Genomic DNA, 25140 nt, shown 5'->3' on the forward strand with positions numbered 1-25140 from the left:
TATTCGCTCATGGTAGTGAATGGGAATTCACGTAACCAGACCGCTTCACTGTTACGCTCAGCTAAAGCGTAGTAACAGCGTAATATTCCGCAATATAACCATTAATAAGAAATTTAATTTTGACAACCCGATCATCATTTATAATATACACTATAAAATATAATTTATATCTCTATAACGTAGCCTTTTACTGTGGTCTCTTTTCATCACCATTATTCGCCAAACAGCAGCGTTGTGTACTTTTTAGATACCGCCCCGGAGCGCTGTCCGTTCGCGCCATAATAGCGATCTTCACGGCACAGTCGCTCCTTCACATCGCAGAAAATACCGTTGGCAAAGGTGAATTCAGTCAGATCGACATTGCTCGACGTGAACACCTCGTTTGCAGCAGCCTTCTTACCGAGATAGGTCTCTGTCAACGCGCGGGATAATCCCTTGTCATTAGCGCATACATATCGGTCGCAGAGCACGCCTGATACTGGCGACTTGAGCCTGGCGGGGGTCCTGGCCTGGGCGGACATGGCGGACACGGCCAGCAGCGCGGCCACAGAGCATGCGAGTATTGACTTGTTCAAGATGATAATCTCCGTTGGTTAATGCGTGCCGGCTTTACGCCGGGCGCGGTGGAACCATGATGAGGGTGAACAACCCTGGAGGGTTTCAAGCTTCAGCAGGGAACGCCCCGTATGGCTTTTTGTCGACCGAAACGTCGTCGAAAGCTCAGCCCGGAGGCAATTGTAAGGGCCCTATTCAGGTGAGTCATGCGATTTTAAAGAGCTGAACTAATATGCTATATACGGAGTGGGTTTGTGGGGCGGGTTAGGTCCGCTCTGAGCGAAAAGCGGAAGTTCACAGAGATTCATGCATATGATGTCTTTAACTGCGACGTAATCACCCTCTTCTATTATGACTATTGTGAATAAATAAAAAACTTTATACGATTTAGATTGTTGAGTTAAAATCCTGTGATTGACTTCAATGAATTTGAGAATAAATGATGTTAAATTTAGGTTCACTTACTGTTACGATCTTTTTAATTTTCTTGACAGGTGTATTAGACTAATACAGTTCTTATAACCATTGATACTGTCAACACTATTTCAGATTGTTAATTAATGTTTTTATTGGAAATAATCATTTAAATATCTTGTGGATGGCTTATATGAAAGAAGAATTTAGTGGGTTTTATGGATTGGAAGAAGAAGAAATCGAAAATCTTTATCGGAACAAAGAAACGATTTTTATCTTTGATACTAACATATTACTCAATCTCTATCGCTGTGAAAAACAAACCCGTGAAACATTTCTTTCAATCTGGAAAAGCATGAAAGATCAAGTATGGATTCCTTATCATGTAGTGCTTGAATATCAAAGAAATAGAATCCAATCTATCGAAGATAATGTTAATGATTTAGATAGCATCCCTAAAGAACTTGAGTTAAATACTGTTGAAGTTTTCAAAAAGTTAAAGAATTCTAATAATTCAACCATATCACGGTATAGTGAACTTAATAAAGAAATTGAAAAATTAGAAGAGAAGATACTTACACTAATCAAATCATTCAAAACAAATAAAATTGAAAAAAGGATTGATTTTATTGATTTAATTACAAAAAAAGACGTTGTTAGAGAAGCACTTGACAGTCTTTTAAGCAACAGAATAGGAAAATCGCCAAGCCAAGACGACATTAACAGTATTAACATCAAAGGAAAACAGAGATATAAAATTAAAACTGGACCAGGTTTTGCTGATGAGAATAAAAAATCAAAGCTAGAAAATTATTCTTTTAATGGGATTGAATACACTCCTATGTTTGGTGACCTATACATTTGGCAAGAGATATTAGATCACGTTAAAAACAATCAACTTAAAAATGTTGTTTGGGTGTCGAATGATTTAAAAAAAGACTTTATCTATATAACTGACAGGAATAAAAAAAGAGGCGCAAGAGAAGATCTTAGAACTGAAATGAAAACATATTCAGGATGCCATAACTTTACTGCGCACTCGATTAAGTCTTTTTTACATCATATCAATAAAGTTTCATCGATAAAAATAAGCGAAAAAGCCATTTCAGAATTGATTCAAACAGGACGGGTGAATATTTCTGACTCATATTTTATATCATTAAATGAACCTTATGAAATAAAAGTAGTCCTTACCCGGCAACACAATGGATTAAAAAGGTTAGCTAGTAAATTAAATTCAATGATAAATGACATCAATGACAAAATTAAAAGTCATTATAATGATGGAGACTACCTCATGCACCTAAGCATGGAAAGCGCGGAGATAGAACAAAATATTGCTGACGTGAATAACTTATTACTTAAAGTAGTTTCGCTTGAAAGTAGATTTAATGAATGTTACGAAAGTGATTCATATAAGAAAGAGTTGCTGGAATTTTTTGGAGAATCATCTTACTATATAAAGACACCGCATAGCAGCGACTAACATACATTATGTAAGTAATTTAAAACACAATCACTTTGGCATATTTAGTTATAATGAGTATGCCAAAGTTGAATATTTACCCTATTCTTAATAAACACTATGTTCTTTTTTTTATTACTTCTTTATCTGATTATAAGAGTAAGACACCGATATCCCGACCGTATATATAAGGAAATTGGCAACGCCCGCTGCTGGCACAGAGCGGACACTGATATGTAAGTGGCGCTTAGACTGGCGCTATGTAGATGTTTATTGTTCTGACCTCACTGGCGGGAGAGATGTTTTTGCCACCGAAATCAATTTTTCCACTGCTTCCAGAGGGATCTTCTCTTCGTAGCAGGTCAGAAAGAATTCATGTGTAATGTCAGAGTAGAAGACTTCAGCAACTTGCCGTAATGGAGATGTCCCGCTGATGGATAATTCCAGATACATACCATCACGTATCACGTCGCTTCCACGTCTCAGTTCAAACTTAATCTTAGACATATACGAATTCCTTTTTTAAAGACAAAGACATTTTGCGTTAGTGAGATCAAAAACAATTTGGTCAGGGTATAATTTTTTCACCAGAGACTGCGCTACATAAGCGATTCTAAGGAGAATACTGAATTCGTCATAACTCAACAACTTCCGCTCTTGGCACGGAGCGGACACTGGGTTTACCCTTTCGGTAAAACTTAACTGGAAGATTTCGATACGACACCAGACCCGCTAAACAACATGCGGATACCGAGGCCTATCATGACAACACCTGTAAATCGTTCCTGCCATTTGATAAAGCCCGGGTGTTTACTTAGCCAGTTTCCAAATGTCCCTGATGCCATCGCGACTGACCCCAGGGAAATAATTCCTGCCAGCTTCTGGATACTACCCAGAACAAGCAATTGCAGCCAGACAAGACCCGCGGCAGGATCAACAAACTGAGGAAGAAAAGCAAACATGAACAGCAGTGATTTTGGGTTAGTCAGGCTGTTCAGGGCGCCTTCCTTAACGGCACTCCAGTCAGAAATTTTGGCCGTTTTTCGCAGCCGCGTATCTGTGCCTGAAGTCGCAATCATTTTTATGCCCAGCCACATCAGATAAGCCGCACCAGCCCACCTTAACAGATCTAGTGCAACCGGCCAGGCATGAACAACGGCTACCAGCCCCAGGACAAGAAAAGAAACTTGCACAAAACCCGCTACAAATACATTACCCAGTACCGTAAACAGTGCAATACGTCTTCCCTGACCGACGCCTCTGGCGATAGTTAGCATCATGTCTGGCCCCGGAGAAATCTCCAGAAGCGTCAGCGCGAGAAGAAAAGTGATAAACGTTTCGATGGAAGGCATCTTGGTTGAGTCCGGATAAATATTTCTGCTACGTTACCTCAGTCCGATTCGAGCCGAAAGTGGAATATACTGCAGCGTCTGCTGCAGGCACAGAGCAGACAGAGCAGATACAGAAGCATGATGTCCGCTGTGAGCGAGGTACGAACGCTGACCTTTCATATTTGTACGATTTACACTCTGGCCTGATCTGACATGTATCATAGATACAGGAACTCACTAGCATGATCGGAGATTGCATATGCTGATATATAACGTTTTTGGACGGCATATTGGCGTTCAACGTAAGCATGATCGATGGCTGGTATTTCGTGCTGACCTGACGGAGAGAAAGTTTTCTCGACTCTATGACATCGCTATTCCTGACGATATGACTGAAGGCGAGATTGCCGGCTGGCTGGGTGACATTTTCCATGAAGCCGCAACCGATCGTCATCCAAATGTGGAACGCATCGAATAAGGATTTAATGGATAGCCTTACGTTGCGCCCGCTCCTGGCACTCACCTGACATGATGTTGCCAGCGATGGCCCCAAAAAAAGCCCGCAATCCGCGGGCTTAGAGATAATTTAGAACCTGTTAGTACCAGACGTATCCGGTTGGGAAATCATTCCCACTCAATCGTAGCCGGTGGCTTACCGCTGATGTCATACACCACGCGGGAAATACCGTTCACTTCGTTGATGATGCGGTTAGACACGCGGCCCAGGAAGTCATACGGCAGGTGCGCCCAGTGCGCGGTCATGAAGTCGATGGTTTCCACCGCACGCAGGGAGACAACCCAGTCGTACTTACGGCCATCGCCCATTACGCCGACGGAGCGAACCGGCAGGAACACGGTGAACGCCTGGCTTACCTTGTTGTACAGGTCAGCTTTGTGCAGCTCTTCGATGAAGATCGCGTCCGCACGACGCAGCAGGTCGCAGTACTCTTTCTTCACTTCGCCCAGCACGCGCACGCCCAGACCCGGACCCGGGAACGGGTGACGATAGAGCATGTCGTACGGCAGACCCAGTTCCAGACCGATCTTACGCACTTCGTCTTTGAACAGCTCGCGCAGCGGTTCAACCAGACCCATCTTCATCTCTTTCGGCAGGCCGCCCACGTTGTGGTGAGATTTGATGACGTGCGCTTTACCGGTGGCGGAAGCCGCAGACTCGATCACGTCAGGATAGATGGTGCCCTGCGCCAGCCACTTCACGTCGTCCAGCTTCAGCGCTTCTTCGTCGAACACTTCCACGAACACGCGACCGATGATCTTACGTTTTGCTTCCGGATCGTTCTCGCCTTTCAGCGCGTCCAGGAAGCGCTGCTCGCCTTCCACGTGAACGATGTTCAGACCGAAGTGGTCGCCAAACATGTCCATAACCTGCTGGGCTTCGTTCAGACGCAGCAGGCCGTTGTCCACGAAGACGCAGGTCAGGTTTTTGCCGATAGCGCGGTGCAGCAGCATCGCGGTCACGGAGGAGTCCACGCCGCCGGAGAGGCCGAGGATCACTTTGTCATCGCCAACCTGCTGGCGGATACGCTCAACGGCGTCGTCGATGATTTTTGCCGGGGTCCACAGGGCTTCACACTGGCAGATGTCGCGCACGAAGCGCTCCAGCATGCGCATACCCTGACGGGTGTGGGTTACTTCCGGGTGGAACTGCACGCCGTAGAAGCGTTTTTCTTCGTTCGCCATGATGGCAAACGGGCAGCTCTCTGTGCTGGCAACGGTGACGAAGTCAGACGGGATAGCGGTGACTTTATCGCCGTGGCTCATCCACACGTCCAGCAGCGGTTTGCCATCTGCGGTCAGGGAGTCTTCGATACCGCGCACCAGCGCGCTGTCGTTAACCACTTCAACCTGCGCATAGCCGAACTCGCGCTCGCTGGAGCCTTCTACGTGGCCGCCCAGCTGCATTGCCATGGTCTGCATACCGTAGCAAACGCCGAATACCGGCACGCCAGCTTCGAACACGTACTGCGGCGCGCGCGGACTGTTCTCTTCGGTGGTGCTTTCCGGGCCGCCGGACAGGATGATGCCGCTTGGATTGAATTCGCGAATCTGTGCTTCCGTGACATCCCACGCCCACAGTTCGCAGTAAACGCCCAGTTCACGCACGCGACGCGCCACCAGCTGAGTGTACTGCGAACCGAAGTCCAGGATGAGAATGCGATGTTTATGAATGTTTTCCGTCATTGACGCTAATTCCGAGGCAAGTGAAACAGATGAAATAAATCGCCCGACACGAGGTCGGGCGAAGAAAAATCAGGAGCCCAGACGATAGTTCGGGGACTCTTTGGTGATCGTCACGTCGTGAACGTGGCTCTCCTGGATACCCGCACCGCTGATGCGTACGAACTCCGCTTTAGTACGCAGCAGGTCAATGGTACCACAGCCGGTCAGACCCATACAGGAGCGCAGGCCGCCCATCTGCTGGTGGATGATCTCTTTCAGACGGCCTTTATAGGCAACGCGACCTTCGATACCTTCCGGCACCAGTTTGTCAGCAGCGTTATCGGTCTGGAAGTAACGGTCAGAGGAACCTTTGGACATCGCGCCCAGGGAGCCCATGCCGCGGTAGGATTTGTAAGAACGGCCCTGGTAGAGTTCGATTTCACCCGGGGATTCTTCGGTACCGGCCAGCATGGAGCCTACCATCACGGCAGCGGCGCCAGCGGCGATGGCTTTGGCGATGTCGCCAGAGAAGCGGATACCGCCATCAGCGATAACCGGAATACCGGTTCCTTCCAGCGCTTCAACCGCATCAGACACCGCGGTGATCTGTGGAACGCCCACGCCGGTCACGATACGCGTGGTACAGATAGAGCCAGGACCGATACCCACTTTCACCGCGCTGCAGCCAGCGTCAGCCAGCGCGCGAGCGCCTGCGCCAGTGGCCACGTTACCGCCGATGATCTGCAGGTCAGGGTATTTGGCACGGGTGTCGCGAATACGCTGCAGAACGCCTTCGGAGTGGCCGTGAGAGGAGTCAATCAGCAGGACGTCAACGCCCGCAGCAACCAGCGCGTCAACGCGCTCTTCGTTACCAGCACCTGCGCCTACCGCAGCGCCAACGCGCAGACGGCCATGCTCGTCTTTACAGGCGTTCGGTTTGCGTTCTGCTTTCTGGAAATCTTTAACGGTGATCATGCCGCGCAGGTGGAAGTTGCTGTCAACAACCAGCGCTTTTTCAACGCGTTTTTCGTGCATTTTTGCCAGCACCACGTCGCGGGTTTCACCTTCGCGAACGGTGACCAGACGCTCTTTTGGCGTCATGTACACGCTGACAGGCTGGTTCAGGTCAGTCACGAAACGCACGTCACGACCGGTAATAATACCAACCAGCTCGTTCTCTTCAGTCACCACCGGGTAACCGGCGAAGCCGTTACGCTCGGTCAGGGCTTTCACTTCGTGCAGGGTGGTAGTTGGCAGAACGGTCTGTGGGTCGGACACGATGCCGGATTCATGTTTCTTCACGCGGCGAACTTCTTCCGCCTGACGTTCGATAGACATGTTTTTGTGAATAAAGCCAATGCCACCTTCCTGTGCCAGGGCGATAGCCAGGCGCGCTTCAGTCACGGTGTCCATTGCCGCAGAGAGCATAGGAATGTTCAGGCGAATGGTTTTCGTCAACTGCGTGCTGAGATCGGCAGTATTCGGCAGAACAGTGGAGTGAGCGGGAACGAGGAGGACGTCGTCAAACGTCAGTGCTTCTTTAGCGATACGTAGCATGGGCAATATCTCTGACCTGGGTGGTTAAATATTGCCGTGGCATTATACAGAGCGTAACCGATTGCATCTACACTTTTTTATAAAAAAGCTTGCGATTGCCCCTCAGCAGGTTACTATCGACTGAATAACTTGCTGATTTAGAATTTGATCCCGCTCACATGTTATCCTCTCAATCCCCCTCAATTTATACCGTCAGCCGCCTTAATCAGACGGTGCGTTTGCTGCTTGAGCAGGAAATGGGGCAGGTCTGGATCAGCGGTGAAATCTCTAACTTCACGCAGCCCTCCTCCGGCCACTGGTACTTTACGCTAAAAGACGATACCGCCCAGGTGCGCTGCGCGATGTTCCGCAACAGCAACCGCCGCGTGACGTTCCGTCCTCAGCACGGCCAGCAGGTTCTGGTGCGCGCCAATATCACCCTGTATGAGCCGCGCGGTGATTATCAAATTATCGTCGAGAGCATGCAGCCTGCGGGCGAAGGCCTGCTGCAGCAAAAGTACGAACAGTTAAAGGCCAAGCTCTCGGAGGAGGGACTTTTCGACCAGCAGTTTAAAAAGCCGCTGCCCTCGCCTGCCCACTGCGTGGGTGTCATCACCTCGAAAACCGGTGCGGCACTGCACGATATTTTGCACGTCCTGAAGCGTCGCGACCCTTCCCTGCCCGTCATCATCTACCCGACCGCTGTTCAGGGTGACGATGCGCCGGGGCAGATTGTGCGCGCCATTGAGCTGGCGAACGCGCGTCAGGAGTGCGACGTCTTAATCGTCGGACGCGGCGGCGGCTCGCTGGAAGATCTGTGGAGCTTTAACGACGAGCGCGTGGCGAGGGCAATCTTTGCAAGTCAGATCCCCGTGGTGAGCGCCGTCGGCCACGAAACGGACGTGACGATTGCCGATTTTGTCGCGGATCTCCGCGCGCCGACGCCGTCCGCGGCGGCAGAGGTGGTCAGCCGCAACCAGCTGGAGCTGCTGCGTCAGATCCAGAGCGGCCAGCAACGTCTTGAGATGGCGATGGACTACTACCTCGCCAACCGGACCCGTCGCTTTACCCAGCTTCATCACCGTCTTCAGCAGCAACACCCGCAGCTGCGTCTGGCGCGTCAGCAAACCGTGCTGGAGCGTCTGCGCCAGCGCATGAACGTGGCGGTGGACACGCAGATCAAACGCGCGGTGTCGCGCCAGCAGCGCGTGACGCAGCGTCTGAACCAGCAGAACCCGCAGCCGAAAATTTATCGCGCGCAAACACGGATTCAGCAGCTGGAGTACCGTCTGGCGGAAACTCTCCGTGCGCGACTGAGCACCACCCGCGAACGCTTTGGCAATGCGGTGACCCACCTTGAAGCGGTCAGCCCCCTCTCCACGCTGGCGCGCGGCTATAGCGTGACGACGGCGACGGACGGCAAGGTGCTGAAGCAAACCAAACAGGTGAATACCGGCGATGTGCTGACGACGCGTCTGTCAGACGGCTGGGTAGAAAGCGAAGTGAAATCAATTAAACCGATGAAAAAGACCCGTCAGCGTAAAACCGGATAATTCTTCGCCGGTTACTTACTATACTGCTGCTATTCCCTTTTTTAATAAGGAGAGCAGCATGTCCCATCTTTATAGCGTGATTCCCCCGTATATTCTTCGTCGTATTATCGAAAGCGGTTCCGAACCGCAGCAGCGCTGTGCCCGCCAGACCTTAACCCACGTCCAGACGCTGATGGCCCATATGCCTGGCAAACCTGCCGCGCCGCACGTGAATAAAGCCGGACAGCTGGAGCGGGATATCTACGACGCGAAACAAACTCAGGAGCTACCGGGTACGCAGGTACGTTATGAAGGCCAGCCGTCAAACGGCGATGTGGCGGTAGACGAAGCCTACGAGTATTTGGGTATTACCCATGATTTCTTCTGGAAAGAATATCAGCGCGATTCGCTCGATAACAAAGGGCTTATTTTAACCGGTACCGTTCACTATGGCCGGGAATATCAGAACGCCTTCTGGAACGGTCAGCAGATGGTATTTGGCGACGGCGACGGGGAAATATTTAACCGCTTTACCATCGCCATAGACGTCGTGGCGCATGAGCTGAGCCACGGCGTGACCGAGACCGAAGCCGGGCTTATCTACTTTGAGCAGTCCGGCGCGCTGAACGAGTCGCTGTCGGACGTGTTTGGCTCACTGGTGAAGCAGTACCATCTGAAGCAAACCGCCGATAAAGCGGACTGGCTGATTGGTGAGGGATTACTGGCGAAAGGCATCAACGGCAAAGGGCTGCGCTCTATGTCTGAACCGGGCACCGCCTACAACGATCCGCTGCTCGGCAAAGACCCGCAGCCTGCACACATGAAGGATTTCATCAAAACGCGTGAGGATAACGGCGGCGTACATCTGAACTCCGGCATCCCCAACCGGGCATTTTATCTGGCCGCGACGGCGATCGGCGGCTACGCCTGGGAAAAAGCGGGTTATTCCTGGTACGACACGGTTTGCGATCGCAATATGGCGCAGGATGCAGATTTTGAGGCCTTCGCAAAACTGACGATCGCGCACGGAGAGAAACGCTCCGGCGGCGACGTTGGGGCGGCCATTAAACAAGCCTGGGAACAGGTGGGAGTGTTGTAAATGCAGGTTCCGGAACTGACGGATGACGCCGTGGTTGAGCTGGCCCGGGAAGGCGGCGTCGCCTATATTCCCAAGCTGAGCGGCCAGCGCACCATCGCGCTCTCCTCGCTCAATGAGTCCCAGCGCCAGCGTCTGGTAAACATCCTGGAGCAGGCCTTTCCGCGCGGTCAGCCGCCGGGACAGGCCTCGTCACCCGGCAGCGGCGACCAGCGCTATTTCCGCATCCAGATTATCTGGACCGGGCAAAATCAGGCGCACTACGCCGATATCATCGTGCTGGTACCGGAGCAGGAAGCGCCCGAGTCGCTGGTCGAGCTGTGGAAGAAAGGCGAAGGCTGCGTGTGCGATTAACCTTCGGCCCGAACAAACTCCACGCGTTTTTTAGAGATAAGACCGTGGCCGTTCTGGCAGAAATAATCCACCGCCCCGCAGGCTTTTAAGACCTGGAGTGGCTGATGGCACTCCGGGCAGCGGGCTTCAAGCGCAATATCCTTATTACAGCTCTCGCAGTGTGCCACCCCGTTCAGGGGCTCAAGCGGTGCCTGGCAATCCGGGCAGGTAATCGTCATGGTGACTCCTTAAAGCATTCTGGTCTGCAATAATTTTACCACGTTGCGTTCAGTGCGGGCCACGCAGCTGTTGCTGCAAGGTCAGCAGCAGCGTCACTTCCTCGATTCGGCGACGCGTTGTGCGGCTCACCTCGTGCGGATCCCGTTCAAACAGGCTGTTCGTGCCCAGAATGTGTCCGGTAAGACAGTGCTCGTAGATTGTCCCGGGGATATGCCAGCGCTGAATGTTCTGACCCTCAATCAGCTCCAGCACATCCTCCGCACCGCGCCGGTCGTAGCTAATGATGCGCCCGTCGCTCAACCAGAGCCGTAAGCCTTTTTGCCCGCCCGCGGGTCCCGCGTATTTGTTAAGCCAGAGATCCACCGGCACGCCGCTGATGCGGCCCTGCAGATGCGCCTCGCCCTCCGCCGTGGTCAGGTCGCCTTTGGCAATAGCGCGGCCCAGGCGGTCTTTAGCCGTCACCACCTGCAACGTCATCTCATCATTCCCGCCCAGATAACGCACCGTTTCGCGCAGCATCGCCAGCACGTGCGTACCGATATCCAGAATCACGCCGTCCGGGTGGTGAAGCGTACGGGTGTCCGGTTCGCCGGTAGCAAAGTTAAGCGCAATGGGTTCTCCTGCGGCGTTAAATCCGCTCGGCTCCTGCAAAAAGCCGTCGATTTTGACGATGTCAGAGACAGTGCCCACCAGCGACCGCTTCACCGTTTCGAGGCGCGCCATCCAGTGATCGAGCGCCAGCACGCGGGGTGCAACATGGGGGTTTGCCAGCAGCGCGTTGAGCTGTTCGATTTGGGGAAGCGTGGCGACGATCGGTTTTTCAACCACGATGCGGGAAACCGATGAGGCGAGAGCGTGTTCAAGCACCTCAAGATGGTGCAGCGACGCCGTGGTAATAAACAGGGTATCAAGCGGCCGGGAGAGGAGTTCAGCCAGTGTGGCACAACGTGTTACCCCCTCCGGCTGTTTTACGGGCTGGATATCAAAGCCTAAACAGTGCGGGGGATTATCAAAGCATTTTCGTATTGCGGGCAGGTAAGCTGTTTCAACGACTGCGCCAAGACCAACAAACCCTAACAGCATGTTCTTACCTCGTTGAGTAAATTGCCGGGGCATAACGCCGCCCCGGCAAGCCCGAGGTTTATGAGGCGTTAGTTGCCGGTTTAGTCTGCGCATTTTCCAGCATGCGGCGAACCGGAACAATGAGGACGATCAGTACCGCGGCACAAATCAGCAGCGCGACAGAGCAGCGCGCAAAGAGATCCGGCAGCATATCCAGCTGGTCGGCCTTCACGTGGCCGCCAATCAGACCCGCCGCCAGGTTACCCAGCGCGCTGGCACAGAACCACAGCCCCATCATCTGACCGCGCATTCTCTCCGGCGCCAGCAGCGTCATGGTCGCCAGGCCAATCGGGCTCAGACACAGTTCGCCGAGCGTCAGCATCAGGATGCTGCCCACCAGCCAGAACGGCGACACGCCCGCCCCACCGCTGCTCAGCACGTTCTGTGCCGCCAGCATCATCAGGCCAAAGCCCGCTGCGGCACACAAAATACCGATAACAAACTTGGTGATGCTGCTCGGACGAATGTTCATGCTCGCCAGCTTCGGCCACGCCCAGCTGAACACCGGTGCCAGCAGGATGATGAACAGGGCGTTGATTGACTGGAACCACACCGCCGGGATTTCGAAATCGCCGATCATGCGGTTAGTGTAGTCGTTGGCAAACAGGTTGAACGAGGTTGGCTTCTGTTCAAACGCGGACCAGAAGAACGCCGCGGAGATCAGCAGAATAAAGCAGACCAGCAGTCTGGCGCGCTCTTTACGGTTCAGGCCAGCAAAGACAAACAGATAGATAAAGTAGAGGGCAACGGACGCCGCAATCACGTAGACCAGCACGCTGGCTACCGCGACCGGGTTAATCACAATCATGCCCTGCGCAATCAGCGTCACGAGCGTTGCCACGCCTGCCGCCAGCGCCAGCAGCCAAACGCCCACGCCGTTACGCTTCACCACCGGGCTGTTCCAGGTGGAGTCGAGGCCGACTTCGCCGTCATAGCGTTTCATGGCCGGAACGGCAAACACGCGGAAGATAATCAGCGCCACCAGCATCCCGATACCGCCAATACCAAAGCCCCAGTGCCAGCCGTGGGTTTTAATCAGCCAGCCGGAAATCAGCGGCGCGATGAACGAGCCCATGTTGATACCCATATAGAACAGCGAGAAACCGCCGTCGCGACGCGCGTCGCCTTTTTTATACAGGGTACCGACCATCACTGAAATACAGGTCTTGAACAGCCCGGAGCCGAGCACGATGAACATCAGGCCGATAAAGAACAGGTTGTTGCCCATCACCGCCGAGAGCGCAATCGACAGGTGGCCGAGCGCAATCAGGATCGAACCGTACCAGACGGCTCTCTGCTGACCGAGCCAGTTATCCGCCAGCCAGCCGCCCGGCAGCGCAGCCAGGTACATGGTACCGGCAAAGATACCGACAATCGCCGAGGCGTTTTCACGCGCCAGCCCCATCCCGCCGTCATAGACGGTGGCGGCCATAAACAGGATCAGTAACGGACGAATGCCGTAAAACGAGAAACGCTCCCACATCTCGGTGAAGAACAGCGAACCGAGCGGATACGGGTGGCCGAAGAACGTTCGGCTCTCTTTTTGATTAACAGTGGATTGCATAATTCTCCCGAAAGGTATGTCGTCGTACTTGTAAACACCAGCAGGTACGCCGGCCAGTTACGTATCTGGCCGATTTTTTACATGCGGCGAAAGGTTAGTTAACCATTTGATAACCAGGCGCTAGTTTTGTCTAGTACCGGCCCCTGGACTTTAAGATGAAAATTCGACGATTGTCTACTTTCTTAGATTTAAACATGGTTAAAAGTGAATAGTGATTGACTTCACACAGGGAAAACCGGCGGTATGATTGGGCAAAAAAAAGCCCGCGATCATCGCGGGCTTCCGTGAGAGCAGCAAAGCTTATTTGCTTTTCTTAATGTGCTTAATCAGGCGCTTACGCTTACGCATCTGGTTTGGCGTCAGGGTATTGCGCTTGTTGGCAAACGGGTTTTCCCCTTCCTTGAACTGGATACGGATAGGCGTGCCCATCACGTCCAGCGATTTGCGGAAGTAGTTCATCAGGTAGCGCTTGTAGGAATCCGGCAGGTCTTTCACCTGGTTGCCGTGAATCACCACGATTGGCGGGTTATAACCACCGGCGTGGGCGTATTTCAGCTTCACGCGACGACCGCGCACCAGCGGCGGCTGATGGTCTTCCGCAGCCATATTCATGATACGGGTCAGCATGGCGGTACTCTGACGACGGGTGGAGCTGTCGTAAGCTTCGCGCACGGATTCGAACAGGTTACCCACGCCGCTGCCGTGCAGCGCAGAGATGAAGTGCACGCGGGCAAAGTCGATAAAGCCCAGACGGAAGTCGAGGGTCTCTTTCACCTGCTCACGAACCTCGTTGCTCAGGCCATCCCATTTGTTGACCACGATAACCAGTGAGCGCCCACTATTGAGGATAAAGCCGAGCAGAGAGAGGTCCTGATCGGAGATACCTTCGCGTGCGTCGATAACCAGCAGCACGACGTTGGCATCTTCGATCGCCTGCAGGGTTTTGATAACGGAGAATTTTTCCACCACATCGGTGATTTTCCCGCGCTTACGCACCCCGGCGGTGTCGATGAGGACATACTCACGCTCATCGCGCTGCATCGGGATGTAGATACTGTCGCGGGTGGTGCCCGGCATGTCGTAAACGACCACGCGCTCTTCACCCAGAATACGGTTAGTAAGTGTAGACTTACCTACGTTTGGACGGCCCACGATAGCCAGCTTGATCGGCAGATCCTGCGGGTTGAAGTCGTCTTCAGGCTCTTCTTCTTCGCCCTCTTCTCCGTCTTCAAACTGCGCCCAGTATTCAGCGTCTTCGTCCACCTCTTCCGGCGGGTTCACTTCGTCAACCCACGGCAGCAGAACGGTTTCCAGCAGGCTGGTGACGCCACGGCCATGCGATGCCGCGATAGGGTAGATTTCACCCAGGCCCAGAGACCAGAAATCCGCGATGGCCTGATCGGCATCGATGCCGTCGGTTTTGTTCGCCACCAGGAAGGTTGGCTTTTCGCGTGAACGCAGATGTTTAGCAATAGCGGAGTCCGCCGGCATCAGTCCAGCGCGTGCATCCACCATGAACAGCACCACGTCCGCTTCTTCAATCGCCAGCAGCGACTGTTCCGCCATGCGGGTTTCCACGCCGTCTTCTGTGCCGTCAATACCACCGGTATCAATACAGATGAACTCGCGTCCTTCCACCTCTGCACGACCGTACTTACGGTCACGCGTCAGCCCCGGGAAATCCGCAACCAGCGCATCACGGGTGCGTGTTAAACGGTTAAAAAGAGTGGATTTTCCAACGTTAGGGCGCCCGACAAGCGCGACCACAGGTACCATGTTTGAAGCCTCATAAAATTCAAAATAACGTCGCTTTCGCGGCGTTTTTAAAAATGTCAAAACGGCTCCTGAGTGAACAGGAGCCGTTTAGTATACTACAACCGCCGGGTAATTAACGCGTGATCGCGTACAGCGTGCCGTCTTTTGCCTGAATCAGCAGTTTGCCGTCGGCCACAACCGGGTCGGTCAGGAAACCGGAGCTGTCGACTTTTTGCTGCGCAACAAAGCGGCCGTTATCCGGATCGATCCAGTGCATATACCCTTCGCTGTCGCCCACAACCAGGCTACCGTTGTACAGCGCTGGCGCAGTCAGCAGACGGTGCAGCAGGTCGCTTTGCGTCCACAGCGTCACGCCGCCTTCGGTACTCAGGGCCAGCAGACGGTCGTTCTGGTCAACCATATAGATGCGGTTACCCTCAACGATGAAATCATTTACCGAGCCCAGCTCACGTTTCCACATGATCTGGCCGCTGCGCAGATCCAGCGCGGTCAGGTTGCCGTTGTAGGCCAGCGCGTAAACCACACCGTTAACGATAACCGGCGTTGTGTCCACATCGCTCAGACGGTCAATTTCCGTTGAGCCAGTGGCCTGAGAGATACGCTGCTGCCAGATCATCTGGCCCTGCTGCATCAGCACGGCGCTCACGCGACCGTTGTCACCGCCCACAATGGCAGCACCAAATGCGGTAGCCGGGGCAGATTCGCCGCGCAGAGAGAGTGCAGGCATATCCAGGTTAACGGTCCATTTCACCAGACCGTCCGCTTCGTTCAGCGCCTGCAGCTGGCCGTTGCTGGTATGAATCAGCACCAGCCCGTCGCTTACTACCGGACGCGACAGGGATTCACCCGCCACGGTTGTTTGCCAGGCAATGGAGCCGTCGCTGCTGTTCAGGGCATAAACGTGCGCTTTTTCGCTGCCCACGTAGACGTGACCACCGGCAACGGTCAGGCCGCCAGACAGCAGTGCCGGCTTACGGGAGAACCAGCCGTCTTTTTCCGCCAGGTTAACGGACCACACTTCTTTCCCGTCATCCGCGTTCACCGCTTTCACGGTACCTTTGCGGTCAGCCGCATAGACAACGCTGTCTGCATACGCTGGATGAAGGTTGGAATAGAAATCACCAATCCCATTGCCCACGGAGACATCCCACGCGGTGGATGGGGTAAACTGGTTTTCAACCGTCGGCAGTGGGGACATTTTCACAACGTCTTCTTCGCCACTGAACAGTGAACAACCACTCAATAACGTAACAGAAAGCAGTCCTGGCAGAAGTAATTTACGCAATTGCATCGGGTCCCTCTCAGACGGACAAATTATTTATTTTCATCTGCATCATTTCGCTCAGCGCAGGTGAAGCATTGCTCTCTACGCCAGCTTGCCACGCTTTACGCGCGCCCGCTTTGTCACCTTTGCTCAGCAGTGCTTCACCGCGCAGATCGGCAACGATGGCAGCAAAGCCTTCGCCTTTGATGGTATCGAGCGTTTTCAGCGCATCGTCAGCTTTCTTCTGCTGAACCTGAATACGTGCCAGGCGCAGATTGATCACCGCTTTCAGGTTTTCATCACTGGCGGCAGCAAGGCCCTGAGACAGCTGTGCTACGGCTTTATCCAGTTCGTTCTTATCAACGTACTGCTGAGCCACTTCCAGCGCAGCCAGTGCACCGTAGGTGTTTTTGTTGTCAGCCGCAAATTTTTCTGCCGCCGTCAGCGTTTGCGGCTGATCGGCACGAATTGCGCTCACGGTATTTTCATAGGACAGGGACGCGCCGCGCGCGGAATCCGCCTGATGATTGTTCCAGTAACGCCAGCCTACCAGCGCACCGACACCTAAAATAACCCCAACAACCAGCGCTTTGCCGTTTTCAGCAAAGAAGCGTTTAATCGCATCGACCTGATCGTGTTCGTTCTCGTAAATTTCCACGCAGTCCTTCTCCTTAGCCCAATAGAGTGCGCAAGTGCGCCGCAACGCCGTCCTGCGTTACCGTTGTCTGCTCACCAGAGCGCAGGTCTTTCACCACCACTTCGCCGTTGGCCACTTCGGACTCACCCAGCACCAGTGCGATACTTGCGCCCCACTTATCGGCACGAGCAAACTGTTTTTTGAAGTTGCCGCCGCCATGGTTGGTCATCAGCTTAACGCCCGGCAGCGCATCGCGCACGCGTTCGGCAAGCTGCATTGCCGCAGACTGCGTTTCCGCGCCTGAGGCCACCAGGTATATATCGACAACGGAATCTGCTTTAAATTCCGGATTAACAGCCTGAACCAGCAAAACAAGTCGCTCAAGACCCATCGCGAAGCCTACAGCAGGTGCTGCGCGACCGCCAAGTTGCTCAACCAGACCGTCATAACGACCGCCCGCGCACACGGTGCCCTGAGAGCCGAGGCTCGTGGTCACCCACTCAAACACGGTACGGTTGTAGTAGTCCAGACCGCGTACCAGGCGCTGGTTTACGGTGTAGGCGATGCCAGCCGCTTCAAGCAGCTTGCACAGGCCCGCGAAGTGTTCGCGAGATTCTTCATCCAGATAATCACCCAGCGCAGGCGCATCGTTCAGCAGTGCCTGAACATCTGCGTTTTTGGAATCCAGAACGCGCAGCGGGTTGCTGTACATGCGACGTTTGCAGTCTTCGTCCAGCTTCTCTTTATGCTGTTCCAGGAACGCCACCAGCGCATCGCGGTAGTTAGCGCGCGCTTCCAGAGAACCGATAGAGTTCAGCTCGAGGGAAACGTGATCGGCAATACCGAGCGCACGCCACCAGCGGGCTGTCAGCATAATCAGTTCAGCGTCGATGTCCGGGCCCTGCAGGCCAAAGACTTCCACACCCAGCTGATTGAACTGGCGATAACGCCCTTTCTGAGGACGTTCGTGGCGGAACATCGGGCCGATATACCACAGGCGCTGCTCCTGATTGTACAGAAGACCATGTTCGATGCCGGCGCGTACGCAGCCCGCCGTCCCTTCCGGACGCAGGGTCAGGCTGTCGCCGTTGCGGTCCTCAAAGGTGTACATCTCTTTTTCAACCACGTCGGTAACTTCACCAATCGCGCGTTTGAATAACGGGGTCTGCTCTACAATCGGCAAACGGATTTCGCTGTAACCGTAGCTGCCGAGCACCTGCTTCAGCGTGCCTTCAATGCGCTGCCAGATGGCGGTTTCGCCAGGCAGATAATCGTTCATGCCGCGGATGGCTTGAATGTTTTTTGCCACGTTTATTCTCTTTCTATATACAAAAAAAACCCAAAGAATGGGTTCAATCATACATGGGAAGCTCGCGGCTTCCCATCACGTTATTTTTCAACCTGCTGAACGTTAATACGCTGTGTCTCGTCCATCATGGCGGCTTTCGCACGGATGCGGGCTTCAAGCTGGTCGATCATGTCGCTATTATCCAGACGATCTTTACGAACGCCATCTTCATAGAGACCACTTTTCTTGTTACCGCCGGTCACGCCCAGGGTTGACACCAGTGCTTCACCCGGACCGTTCACCACGCAGCCGATGATAGAGACGTCCATCGGGGTGATAATGTCTTCCAGACGTTGCTCCAGGGCATTTACCGTCCCGATCACATCGAACTCCTGACGCGAACAGGTTGGGCAGGCAATGAAGTTGATCCCACGCGCGCGAATACGCAGCGACTTCAGGATATCGAAACCGACCTTGATCTCTTCGACCGGATCGGCCGCCAGCGAGACGCGCAGGGTGTCACCGATCCCTTCAGAGAGCAGCAGCCCCAGACCGATCGCGGATTTTACCGAGCCGCTACGCAGGCCACCCGCTTCGGTGATCCCGAGGTGCAGAGGCTGGTCGATCTGCTTTGCCAGCAGGCGGTAAGATTCTACGGCCAGGAACACGTCGGAGGCTTTTACGCTGACTTTGAACTGATCGAAGTTGAGACGATCGAGATGATCGACGTGACGCATCGCGGATTCGAGCAGCGCCTGCGGCGTCGGCTCACCGTATTTTTCCTGCAGATCTTTTTCCAGCGAACCGGCGTTAACGCCTATACGGATAGGAATATTTTTATCGCGGGCGCAGTCCACGACCATGCGGATACGCTCTTCGTTACCGATGTTGCCCGGGTTAATACGCAGGCAATCGACGCCGTATTCAGCCACTTTCAGTGCGATGCGGTAGTCGAAGTGAATATCCGCCACCAGCGGAACGCTGACCTGCTGTTTGATCAGTTTGAACGCCTCAGCGGCATCCATGGTCGGGACGGAGACGCGAACAATGTCCGCGCCTACACGTTCTAATGCTTTGATTTGATTGACCGTCGCTTCCACATCGGTGGTGCGCGTGTTGGTCATCGACTGAACGGCGATAGGTGCCCCATCGCCGATTGGCACATTCCCAACGTAAATCCGTTTCGATTTTCTACGTTGAATCGGAGCCTGGTTATGCATGAAAAATCTCCCGCGTTGCCCGTCTGTTACTGTGCTGCTGATTGTTCGGCATTAACGGTAAGACGTGCAACCTGGTTAGTTCTGATAAAGCGGCTCAGGTCGACAGGTTTTCCTTGATACTGGATCTGTACCGCTGCCGGAGCGCCGATTTTAAGTTTATAGGGAGCCTGGCCTGTTAGGTTTAACGTGCCATCTTTACGCTGCAGGCCGCTGAACAGTTTTTTACCTGTCGCGTCAGTGACTTCCAGCCAGCAGTCGGCGCTGAAGTTCATTACCAGCGCGTTAGGATCGGCTACTGTTGTCGCCGTACCCGCCGGGCTGGTTGGCAGAGACGCTGCGGTATTGTCTGCAGGCTGAGTAGCTGCAGGCGCGTTCGCCGCCGTATCAACATTTGCCTGAGAAGGGGCAACCACCGCGTTTTGATCCTGAGCCTGCGGCGCAGCGGTGTTAGCCGTTGCTGCCGGGGCCTGTGCTGCACCAGTCGCCGATGCGTCTGGCGCTGCGGTCTGTGGCTCGCTGGAGGACGCCGCACCGTCGGTATTCAGCGGCACGCTCTGGGCGTTATCATTTCCGGCCTGGTTGAGTTCGGCGGAGGATTGATCGGCCATGGTGGTGATCTCTTCCTGCTGCGCCTTGTGGTTTTGCCACCACCATGCACCGGTCAGACCGACCACCACAAACAGCACCAGCCAGGTAAAGCTCATCAGCCAGCCATCACGTTTTTTACGACGTTTCCCCAGGGAGAAGGTCTGCATCGGCGCAACTTTTGCTGCACGGACCGGCGCCTGCTTCTCCATCATTGGCAGTAATTCGTTTTCGGGGATGTGCACCAGTTTTGCGTAAGAGCGGATATAACCGCGCAAGAACGTTGAAGCCAGATCGGCAGGCGCCTTATCTTCTTCAATATCGCGAACCGTGGAAACCTTCAGGCACAAGCGTTCCGCAACGGCTTGCTGGCTGAGTCCGAGTTGTTCACGGGCGTTGCGAAGACGAACGCCAGTGGAGAGTGCTTCATGTTGGTCGTGAGTGGCTTCAGTATTCATTCGCTACAACTACTGGTACGTGAAAAATAAGGGTTCAGGCGCCGGTGAGTCACAATGCCACCCGCACCGCGAAACTTCTGGTCAGTTAACCTTGAACAGAGAGTATAAGACTGTCAGCCCGGAGATGACAGTACAGCCCTGCCCGTACGGCTAAACTGTTGTTACGTCGTTACATACTGCCCGAAAGTCGGATGAAACGCACCGTAATTATTGATCAGTCTTCACGAATCTGACTGATTATTCAGTAAGGTTATGTCTCACGGCGCAGATAATGCGCCGCGAGTGCATAATAATCAAACAGCTTTAACCGCGATCGTCTCGCCCTGCATGCGTTTACGCAGGGTGCGCTTGGTACGGTCAATGACATCACCAGCCAGCTGTCCACATGCGGCATCAATATCATCACCACGCGTTTTACGCACGATGGTGGTGAAACCATACTCCATCAGTACCTTGGAGAAACGGTCGATACGGCTGTTCGAACTACGGCCATACGGCGCGCCCGGGAACGGGTTCCATGGGATCAGGTTGATTTTGCACGGCGTATCTTTCAGCAGTTCAGCCAGCTGATGCGCATGCTCGGTGCCGTCGTTGACGTGGTCCAGCATCACGTACTCGATGGTCACGCGGCCCTGGTTGGCGTTGGATTTCTCCAGGTAGCGACGTACGGCAGCGAGGAAGGTTTCGATATTGTACTTTTTGTTGATCGGCACAATTTCGTCACGAATTTCATCGTTTGGTGCGTGCAGGGAGATCGCCAGCGCGACGTCAATCATGTCGCCGAGCTTGTCCAGCGCAGGCACAACGCCTGAGGTCGACAGCGTGACGCGACGCTTGGACAGGCCAAAGCCAAAGTCATCCAGCATGATTTCCATCGCCGGAACGACGTTGGTCAGGTTCAGCAGCGGTTCACCCATCCCCATCATTACCACGTTGGTGATAGGGCGCGTGCCGGTGACTTTTGCCGCGCCCACGATTTTCGCGGCACGCCAGACCTGGCCGATAATTTCTGAAACACGCAGGTTACGGTTAAAGCCTTGCTGCGCGGTTGAGCAGAATTTGCACTCCAGCGCACAGCCAACCTGGGAGGAGACGCACAGCGTCGCGCGGTCTTCTTCCGGGATGTAGACGGTTTCAACGCGCTGATCGCCGACCGCAATCGCCCATTTGATGGTGCCATCCGCGGAGCGCTGCTCTTCCACCACTTCCGGTGCACGGATTTCAGCCACTTCTTTGAGCTTATTGCGCAGGACCTTGTTGATGTCAGTCATGTCATCAAAATTGTCGCTGCAGTAATGGTACATCCACTTCATGACCTGATCGGCACGAAACGGCTTTTCGCCCATCTCTTTGAAGAACTCGCGCATCTGCTGACGGTTCAGATCCAGCAGGTTGATTTTTCCATTTTTATTGGGAACCGCAGGAATGGCGACTTCGGAGGTATTCACTAATTCAGACATAATATTTACCGGCCTCGTTGTTACACGTTATGGCCCATGGAGGGTTGAATAGAAACGCCCCGGAAAGCGGTCTGCTCGTCCGGGGCGTTGCATTGTACAAAGTCTGGCGCAGGGATGCCACGTCTGGACGCGGCATTTACGAAAATAATGTGTAAACGAAACCGTTAAATTAACGGGTACGTGGACACACTTCGCCTTCTGCAAAGAAGAAAGCGATTTCGCGTGCGGCAGATTCAACAGAGTCAGAACCGTGGGTGCCGTTCTCGGTGAAGCTGTCAGCGTAGTCAGCGCGCAGAGTTCCTGCCAGCGCGTTGTCCGGGTTGGTTGCACCCAGCAGGTCGCGGTGACGCTGTACGGCGTTTTCGCCTTCCAGTACGGATACCACGATTGGACCGGAGGTCATGAACTCCACCAGGCCGTCAAAGAATGGGCGACCTTCGTGCTCAGCGTAGAAGCCGCGCGCCTGCTCAACGGTCAGGTGCAGCATTTTGGTGCCAACAATTTTGAACCCTGCAGATTCAAAGCGAGCGAAGATGCTGCCAATAACGTTTTTTGCCACCGCGTTTGGTTTGATGATGGAAAAAGTACGTTCAATAGCCATGATAACCTCTGTCAATGTTCTGTTGTTTTGCATACCTGAGTATGGTGTGGCGCGGATTATAATGAGCAATGGCGCCATTGCCTATGGATTCAGGTAACATTTTTTTAAAATAAGACGAGTTTTAGCAACAGCTCACATCAGAAAGCTGTTTTCAGGTCACTGAAGCGTAAAATTCACCGTCGCGACCTGCCCGGTCTCATCCATAACGAGTAACTGATAATCGCCCGACTTATCAAGCTGTAATGTGTAAACGCTTCCTTTCACATTCAGCGGTTCACCGTTCAAAAACCACCAGCGCTCACCGCTATTGCCGGTCGCCTGAAGCGGCAGCGAAACGCGGGATTCACCCGGGAGACGTTTAATAACGGCCCCTTCACGCACGCCGGTCAGAATGAGTGGTGCAGGTGCGTCCTGCAAGAGTGGAGGACAGGTTGTTGATGAAGGCGGAATCCGTACCGCACGACGCTCGGTTGCAGGCAGCCACGGCTCCAGCGGCAGCGGCCAGACATCCAGCACTTTTTCAGTAGCATCCGGGCAATCTGCGGCCACGCGTTTGCCGGTTTTATCCAGCCAGACCGGGAAACGGATCCCGCGTATGCCCTCCTGTTCGGGCAGGAGCAGCGTGGGCGGTTCACTCCCTTCCAGCAGCCAGGTCGACAGGCGACGTCGACAGTTTTCGCTGCCTTCCGGTAGCGACTGGCCGCCCGGCCAGCAGATCACGCCCCGCCCGACGCTTGCCGGACGCGGATCGCGCGGCAGGCGGGCTTCGTCTATCGTTGAGCGCGACTGAAGCAGGTTATTGACCTGGTTTAATAGCGGAACCGCGCTGGCAAACCCAAACTGTCCCGCCACGGGCGTGCCGTCCGGTCGTCCGGTCCAGATGCCTATCACATAACGGGCATTCAGACCGATGGCCCAGGCATCACGGTAGCCGTAGCTGGTACCGGTTTTCCACGCCAGCGGCGCAACCTGCGGTAGCGCATTATCCGGCAGCGGCTGCGCTTCATTGGCCAGAATACGGCGAATAATCCACGCCGAGCCCGGTGATAACAGCGGACGTTCAGTCAGCGGATCGCCCGGCTGCAGGCGCAGCCTACCCGTCTTACCGTGTCGGGCAAAAGCACTGTAGGCCGCGGCGATATCTGCCAGCCGCGCGCCTGCCCCGCCGAGGATCAGAGACAGATTCGGCTGCGCCCCCGCAGGCAGGATCAGCGGCAAGCCTGCGTTGCTCAGCATCCCGGCAAATCGTTTTGGTCCGTAGGCTTCCAGCACCTGAACGGCAGGCAGGTTGAGGGAGCGTACCAGCGCTTCACTCATGCTGACCGGTCCATGAAACCCGCTGTCAAAATTCCCGGGCCGATAGTCACCGGTTTTTCTGGGAACGTCCTGAAGCAGCGAGGCGGGATGGATCAGGCCATCATCCAGCGCCATGCCGTAGATAAAAGGTTTTAACACCGATCCCGGCGATCGGATCGCATTGACCATATCCACATGGCTAAAACGCGTGTCATCGTTGATATCCACCGATCCCACCCAGCCGCGCACTTTCATATCGGTATGATCGACCACGATCATCGCCAGCGAGCTGCGTGCCGGCAGGCGGGATTTCCAGTTCATCGCAAGCTCTTCCAGCTGCCGCTGCAGTCCGGCATCCAGCGTGGTGACAATTTTCGTGTCGCGACTTTTGCCGAGCATCATCCGAGCAAAGAGCGGCGCCAGCTGCGGCATCTGCCGGGGCGCCAGCCATACTGATTCTTCACGGGACTCTTTGACCTGCTTTGCGGACCAGACGCCCTGCGTCGCCATGCGGTCGAGCACTTTATTGCGCGCCGCTTCGGCCCGTTCAGGCCAGCGATCCGGGCGTAAACGACTCGGTGCCTGCGGCAGCACCGCCAGCAGCGCCGCGTCGGAATAGCTGAGCTGCGACGGCGGCTTGCCCAGATACGTCCAGCTTGCCGCTCCCACGCCCTGCAGCGTACCGCCAAACGGCGCGCGGTTGAGATAGAGCGTGAGGATTTCGCGTTTGGAAAGATGCCACTCCAGCTGCATGGCACGCCAGAGCTGGCGAATTTTACCGCCGAAGGTGCGCGGATGCGGGTCCAGCAGTCGCGCGACCTGCATGGTGAGTGTGCTTCCGCCAGAGATGACTTTCCCGGAACTGAGATCCTGCCAGGCAGCGCGCAGGACAGAAAGCGGGTTTACGCCGGGGTGATCCCAGAACCAGCGATCTTCGTACTGGATCAGCGCCTCAAGATAACGGGGAGAGACCTCTTCGATCGTCACCGGATAGCGCCAGATCCCGTCGCTATCGGCAAAACGCCAGAGCGGCGTGCCCTTCTCATCCACCACCACCCGGGCAGGGTTAACCTCTTTCAGCGGCAACGGCCACAGGCGGTCGGCGGCGACAATCAGCCCCCATAAAACGAGAAGCGCTCCCGCCAGCCACAGCCAGCGGGAGCGTGTCAAACGTGCCATTCGCATA

22 protein-coding genes are annotated in these 25140 nt (G+C 54.2%); 5 read left to right on the plus strand and 17 right to left on the minus strand.

Annotated features, from left to right (window positions below):
* Positions 1-212: 212 nt before the first annotated feature.
* Positions 213-575 (minus strand): YcgJ family protein, encoded by a 363-nt coding sequence (locus tag F3J31_RS06010; protein ID WP_023344670.1) that lies wholly within the window; start codon positions 573-575, stop codon positions 213-215.
* 587 nt (positions 576-1162) lie between these two features.
* On the opposite strand from F3J31_RS06010, the gene F3J31_RS06015 reads away from it, so the two are divergent.
* Complete coding sequence (locus F3J31_RS06015) at positions 1163-2455, plus strand: PIN-like domain-containing protein (protein WP_167211906.1); 1293 nt, start codon at positions 1163-1165, stop codon at positions 2453-2455.
* 249 nt (positions 2456-2704) lie between these two features.
* Here F3J31_RS06015 and F3J31_RS06020 read toward each other — a convergent pair whose 3' ends face one another.
* The gene (locus F3J31_RS06020; protein ID WP_165556505.1) at positions 2705-2941 is read right to left on the minus strand and encodes a hypothetical protein; all 237 of its coding nucleotides are present in this window, start codon (positions 2939-2941) and stop codon (positions 2705-2707) included.
* Between the two features lie 191 nt (positions 2942-3132).
* A complete protein-coding gene (locus F3J31_RS06025) occupies positions 3133-3786 on the minus strand; it encodes a LysE family translocator (protein ID WP_167211909.1) in 654 nt (217 codons plus the stop codon).
* A 238-nt stretch (positions 3787-4024) separates the two neighbouring features.
* Between F3J31_RS06025 and F3J31_RS06030 the strand changes: the two genes are divergently transcribed.
* Positions 4025-4243 (plus strand): hypothetical protein, encoded by a 219-nt coding sequence (locus F3J31_RS06030; RefSeq protein ID WP_032648750.1) that lies wholly within the window; start codon positions 4025-4027, stop codon positions 4241-4243.
* 146 nt (positions 4244-4389) lie between these two features.
* Here the strand turns inward: F3J31_RS06030 and guaA are convergent, their stop codons facing one another.
* Both guaA and guaB read right to left on the minus strand, forming a co-directional pair.
* A complete protein-coding gene (gene guaA / locus F3J31_RS06035; protein ID WP_008502126.1) occupies positions 4390-5967 on the minus strand; it encodes a glutamine-hydrolyzing GMP synthase in 1578 nt (525 codons plus the stop codon).
* 69 nt (positions 5968-6036) lie between these two features.
* Positions 6037-7503, minus strand: a complete 1467-nt coding sequence (gene guaB, locus F3J31_RS06040; RefSeq protein ID WP_008502128.1) for an IMP dehydrogenase — start codon at positions 7501-7503, stop codon at positions 6037-6039.
* 158 nt (positions 7504-7661) lie between these two features.
* On the opposite strand from guaB, the gene xseA reads away from it, so the two are divergent.
* The 3 genes from xseA to F3J31_RS06055 are packed head-to-tail and all read left to right on the plus strand — an operon-like array spanning position 7662 to position 10464.
* The gene (xseA, locus tag F3J31_RS06045; protein WP_167211912.1) at positions 7662-9035 is read left to right on the plus strand and encodes an exodeoxyribonuclease VII large subunit; all 1374 of its coding nucleotides are present in this window, start codon (positions 7662-7664) and stop codon (positions 9033-9035) included.
* 58 nt (positions 9036-9093) lie between these two features.
* Entirely contained in the window at positions 9094-10113 is a 1020-nt protein-coding gene (locus F3J31_RS06050) for a M4 family metallopeptidase (protein ID WP_167211915.1), read from the plus strand.
* Positions 10114-10464, plus strand: a complete 351-nt coding sequence (locus F3J31_RS06055) for a protealysin inhibitor emfourin (RefSeq protein ID WP_048029594.1) — start codon at positions 10114-10116, stop codon at positions 10462-10464.
* On the opposite strand, the gene F3J31_RS06060 is transcribed toward F3J31_RS06055, so the two are convergent.
* From F3J31_RS06060 to pbpC, 12 genes are all read right to left on the minus strand, one after another.
* Positions 10461-10682 (minus strand): zinc ribbon domain-containing protein, encoded by a 222-nt coding sequence (locus tag F3J31_RS06060; RefSeq protein ID WP_023294288.1) that lies wholly within the window; start codon positions 10680-10682, stop codon positions 10461-10463. The genes F3J31_RS06055 and F3J31_RS06060 overlap by 4 nt on opposite strands.
* A gap of 49 nt (positions 10683-10731) precedes the next feature.
* Positions 10732-11766, minus strand: coding sequence for an oxidoreductase (locus F3J31_RS06065; RefSeq protein ID WP_167211918.1), 1035 nt, complete (start codon positions 11764-11766; stop codon positions 10732-10734).
* 58 nt (positions 11767-11824) lie between these two features.
* Positions 11825-13369 carry a peptide MFS transporter gene (locus tag F3J31_RS06070; protein WP_167211921.1) on the minus strand — a complete coding sequence of 515 codons (1545 nt, stop codon included), beginning with the start codon at positions 13367-13369 and terminating at the stop codon, positions 11825-11827.
* A 300-nt stretch (positions 13370-13669) separates the two neighbouring features.
* On the minus strand, positions 13670-15145 hold the full coding sequence (der, locus tag F3J31_RS06075; protein WP_024908655.1) for a ribosome biogenesis GTPase Der: 1476 nt from the start codon (positions 15143-15145) through the stop codon (positions 13670-13672).
* Positions 15146-15257: 112 nt separating this feature from the next.
* On the minus strand, positions 15258-16436 hold the full coding sequence (gene bamB / locus F3J31_RS06080) for an outer membrane protein assembly factor BamB (RefSeq protein WP_167211925.1): 1179 nt from the start codon (positions 16434-16436) through the stop codon (positions 15258-15260).
* 10 nt (positions 16437-16446) lie between these two features.
* Entirely contained in the window at positions 16447-17067 is a 621-nt protein-coding gene (locus F3J31_RS06085; protein ID WP_008502136.1) for a YfgM family protein, read from the minus strand.
* A 13-nt stretch (positions 17068-17080) separates the two neighbouring features.
* Positions 17081-18355, minus strand: a complete 1275-nt coding sequence (hisS, locus tag F3J31_RS06090) for a histidine--tRNA ligase (RefSeq protein WP_032622984.1) — start codon at positions 18353-18355, stop codon at positions 17081-17083.
* A gap of 80 nt (positions 18356-18435) precedes the next feature.
* Complete coding sequence (gene ispG / locus F3J31_RS06095) at positions 18436-19554, minus strand: flavodoxin-dependent (E)-4-hydroxy-3-methylbut-2-enyl-diphosphate synthase (RefSeq protein WP_008502138.1); 1119 nt, start codon at positions 19552-19554, stop codon at positions 18436-18438.
* A gap of 26 nt (positions 19555-19580) precedes the next feature.
* The gene (gene rodZ, locus F3J31_RS06100; RefSeq protein WP_167211928.1) at positions 19581-20597 is read right to left on the minus strand and encodes a cytoskeleton protein RodZ; all 1017 of its coding nucleotides are present in this window, start codon (positions 20595-20597) and stop codon (positions 19581-19583) included.
* 293 nt (positions 20598-20890) lie between these two features.
* Positions 20891-22057, minus strand: a complete 1167-nt coding sequence (locus tag F3J31_RS06105) for a bifunctional tRNA (adenosine(37)-C2)-methyltransferase TrmG/ribosomal RNA large subunit methyltransferase RlmN (protein WP_014171168.1) — start codon at positions 22055-22057, stop codon at positions 20891-20893.
* Between the two features lie 169 nt (positions 22058-22226).
* Positions 22227-22658, minus strand: a complete 432-nt coding sequence (gene ndk, locus F3J31_RS06110) for a nucleoside-diphosphate kinase (RefSeq protein ID WP_003860625.1) — start codon at positions 22656-22658, stop codon at positions 22227-22229.
* Positions 22659-22814: 156 nt separating this feature from the next.
* The gene (gene pbpC, locus F3J31_RS06115; protein WP_167211931.1) at positions 22815-25139 is read right to left on the minus strand and encodes a peptidoglycan glycosyltransferase PbpC; all 2325 of its coding nucleotides are present in this window, start codon (positions 25137-25139) and stop codon (positions 22815-22817) included.
* Position 25140 lies beyond the last annotated feature (1 nt).

This window comes from Enterobacter sp. Acro-832 (assembly GCF_011752745.1).
Classification (GTDB): Bacteria; Pseudomonadota; Gammaproteobacteria; order Enterobacterales; family Enterobacteriaceae; genus Enterobacter; species Enterobacter quasiroggenkampii.

What these genes read in the sequence shown, in the direction of transcription:
- rodZ (WP_167211928.1), bottom strand. Translation starts at nt 20,597, where the DNA reads ATGAATACTGAAGCCACTCACGACCAACATGAAGCACTCTCCACTGGC.
- F3J31_RS06015 (WP_167211906.1), top strand. Translation starts at nt 1,163, where the DNA reads ATGAAAGAAGAATTTAGTGGGTTTTATGGATTGGAAGAAGAAGAAATC.
- F3J31_RS06055 (WP_048029594.1), top strand. Translation starts at nt 10,114, where the DNA reads ATGCAGGTTCCGGAACTGACGGATGACGCCGTGGTTGAGCTGGCCCGG.
- ispG (WP_008502138.1), bottom strand. Translation starts at nt 19,554, where the DNA reads ATGCATAACCAGGCTCCGATTCAACGTAGAAAATCGAAACGGATTTAC.
- F3J31_RS06105 (WP_014171168.1), bottom strand. Translation starts at nt 22,057, where the DNA reads ATGTCTGAATTAGTGAATACCTCCGAAGTCGCCATTCCTGCGGTTCCC.
- F3J31_RS06025 (WP_167211909.1), bottom strand. Translation starts at nt 3,786, where the DNA reads ATGCCTTCCATCGAAACGTTTATCACTTTTCTTCTCGCGCTGACGCTT.
- F3J31_RS06060 (WP_023294288.1), bottom strand. Translation starts at nt 10,682, where the DNA reads ATGACGATTACCTGCCCGGATTGCCAGGCACCGCTTGAGCCCCTGAAC.
- F3J31_RS06050 (WP_167211915.1), top strand. Translation starts at nt 9,094, where the DNA reads ATGTCCCATCTTTATAGCGTGATTCCCCCGTATATTCTTCGTCGTATT.
- guaA (WP_008502126.1), bottom strand. Translation starts at nt 5,967, where the DNA reads ATGACGGAAAACATTCATAAACATCGCATTCTCATCCTGGACTTCGGT.
- F3J31_RS06065 (WP_167211918.1), bottom strand. Translation starts at nt 11,766, where the DNA reads ATGCTGTTAGGGTTTGTTGGTCTTGGCGCAGTCGTTGAAACAGCTTAC.
- bamB (WP_167211925.1), bottom strand. Translation starts at nt 16,436, where the DNA reads ATGCAATTGCGTAAATTACTTCTGCCAGGACTGCTTTCTGTTACGTTA.
- guaB (WP_008502128.1), bottom strand. Translation starts at nt 7,503, where the DNA reads ATGCTACGTATCGCTAAAGAAGCACTGACGTTTGACGACGTCCTCCTC.
- F3J31_RS06020 (WP_165556505.1), bottom strand. Translation starts at nt 2,941, where the DNA reads ATGTCTAAGATTAAGTTTGAACTGAGACGTGGAAGCGACGTGATACGT.
- F3J31_RS06030 (WP_032648750.1), top strand. Translation starts at nt 4,025, where the DNA reads ATGCTGATATATAACGTTTTTGGACGGCATATTGGCGTTCAACGTAAG.
- der (WP_024908655.1), bottom strand. Translation starts at nt 15,145, where the DNA reads ATGGTACCTGTGGTCGCGCTTGTCGGGCGCCCTAACGTTGGAAAATCC.
- pbpC (WP_167211931.1), bottom strand. Translation starts at nt 25,139, where the DNA reads ATGCGAATGGCACGTTTGACACGCTCCCGCTGGCTGTGGCTGGCGGGA.
- ndk (WP_003860625.1), bottom strand. Translation starts at nt 22,658, where the DNA reads ATGGCTATTGAACGTACTTTTTCCATCATCAAACCAAACGCGGTGGCA.
- xseA (WP_167211912.1), top strand. Translation starts at nt 7,662, where the DNA reads ATGTTATCCTCTCAATCCCCCTCAATTTATACCGTCAGCCGCCTTAAT.
- F3J31_RS06070 (WP_167211921.1), bottom strand. Translation starts at nt 13,369, where the DNA reads ATGCAATCCACTGTTAATCAAAAAGAGAGCCGAACGTTCTTCGGCCAC.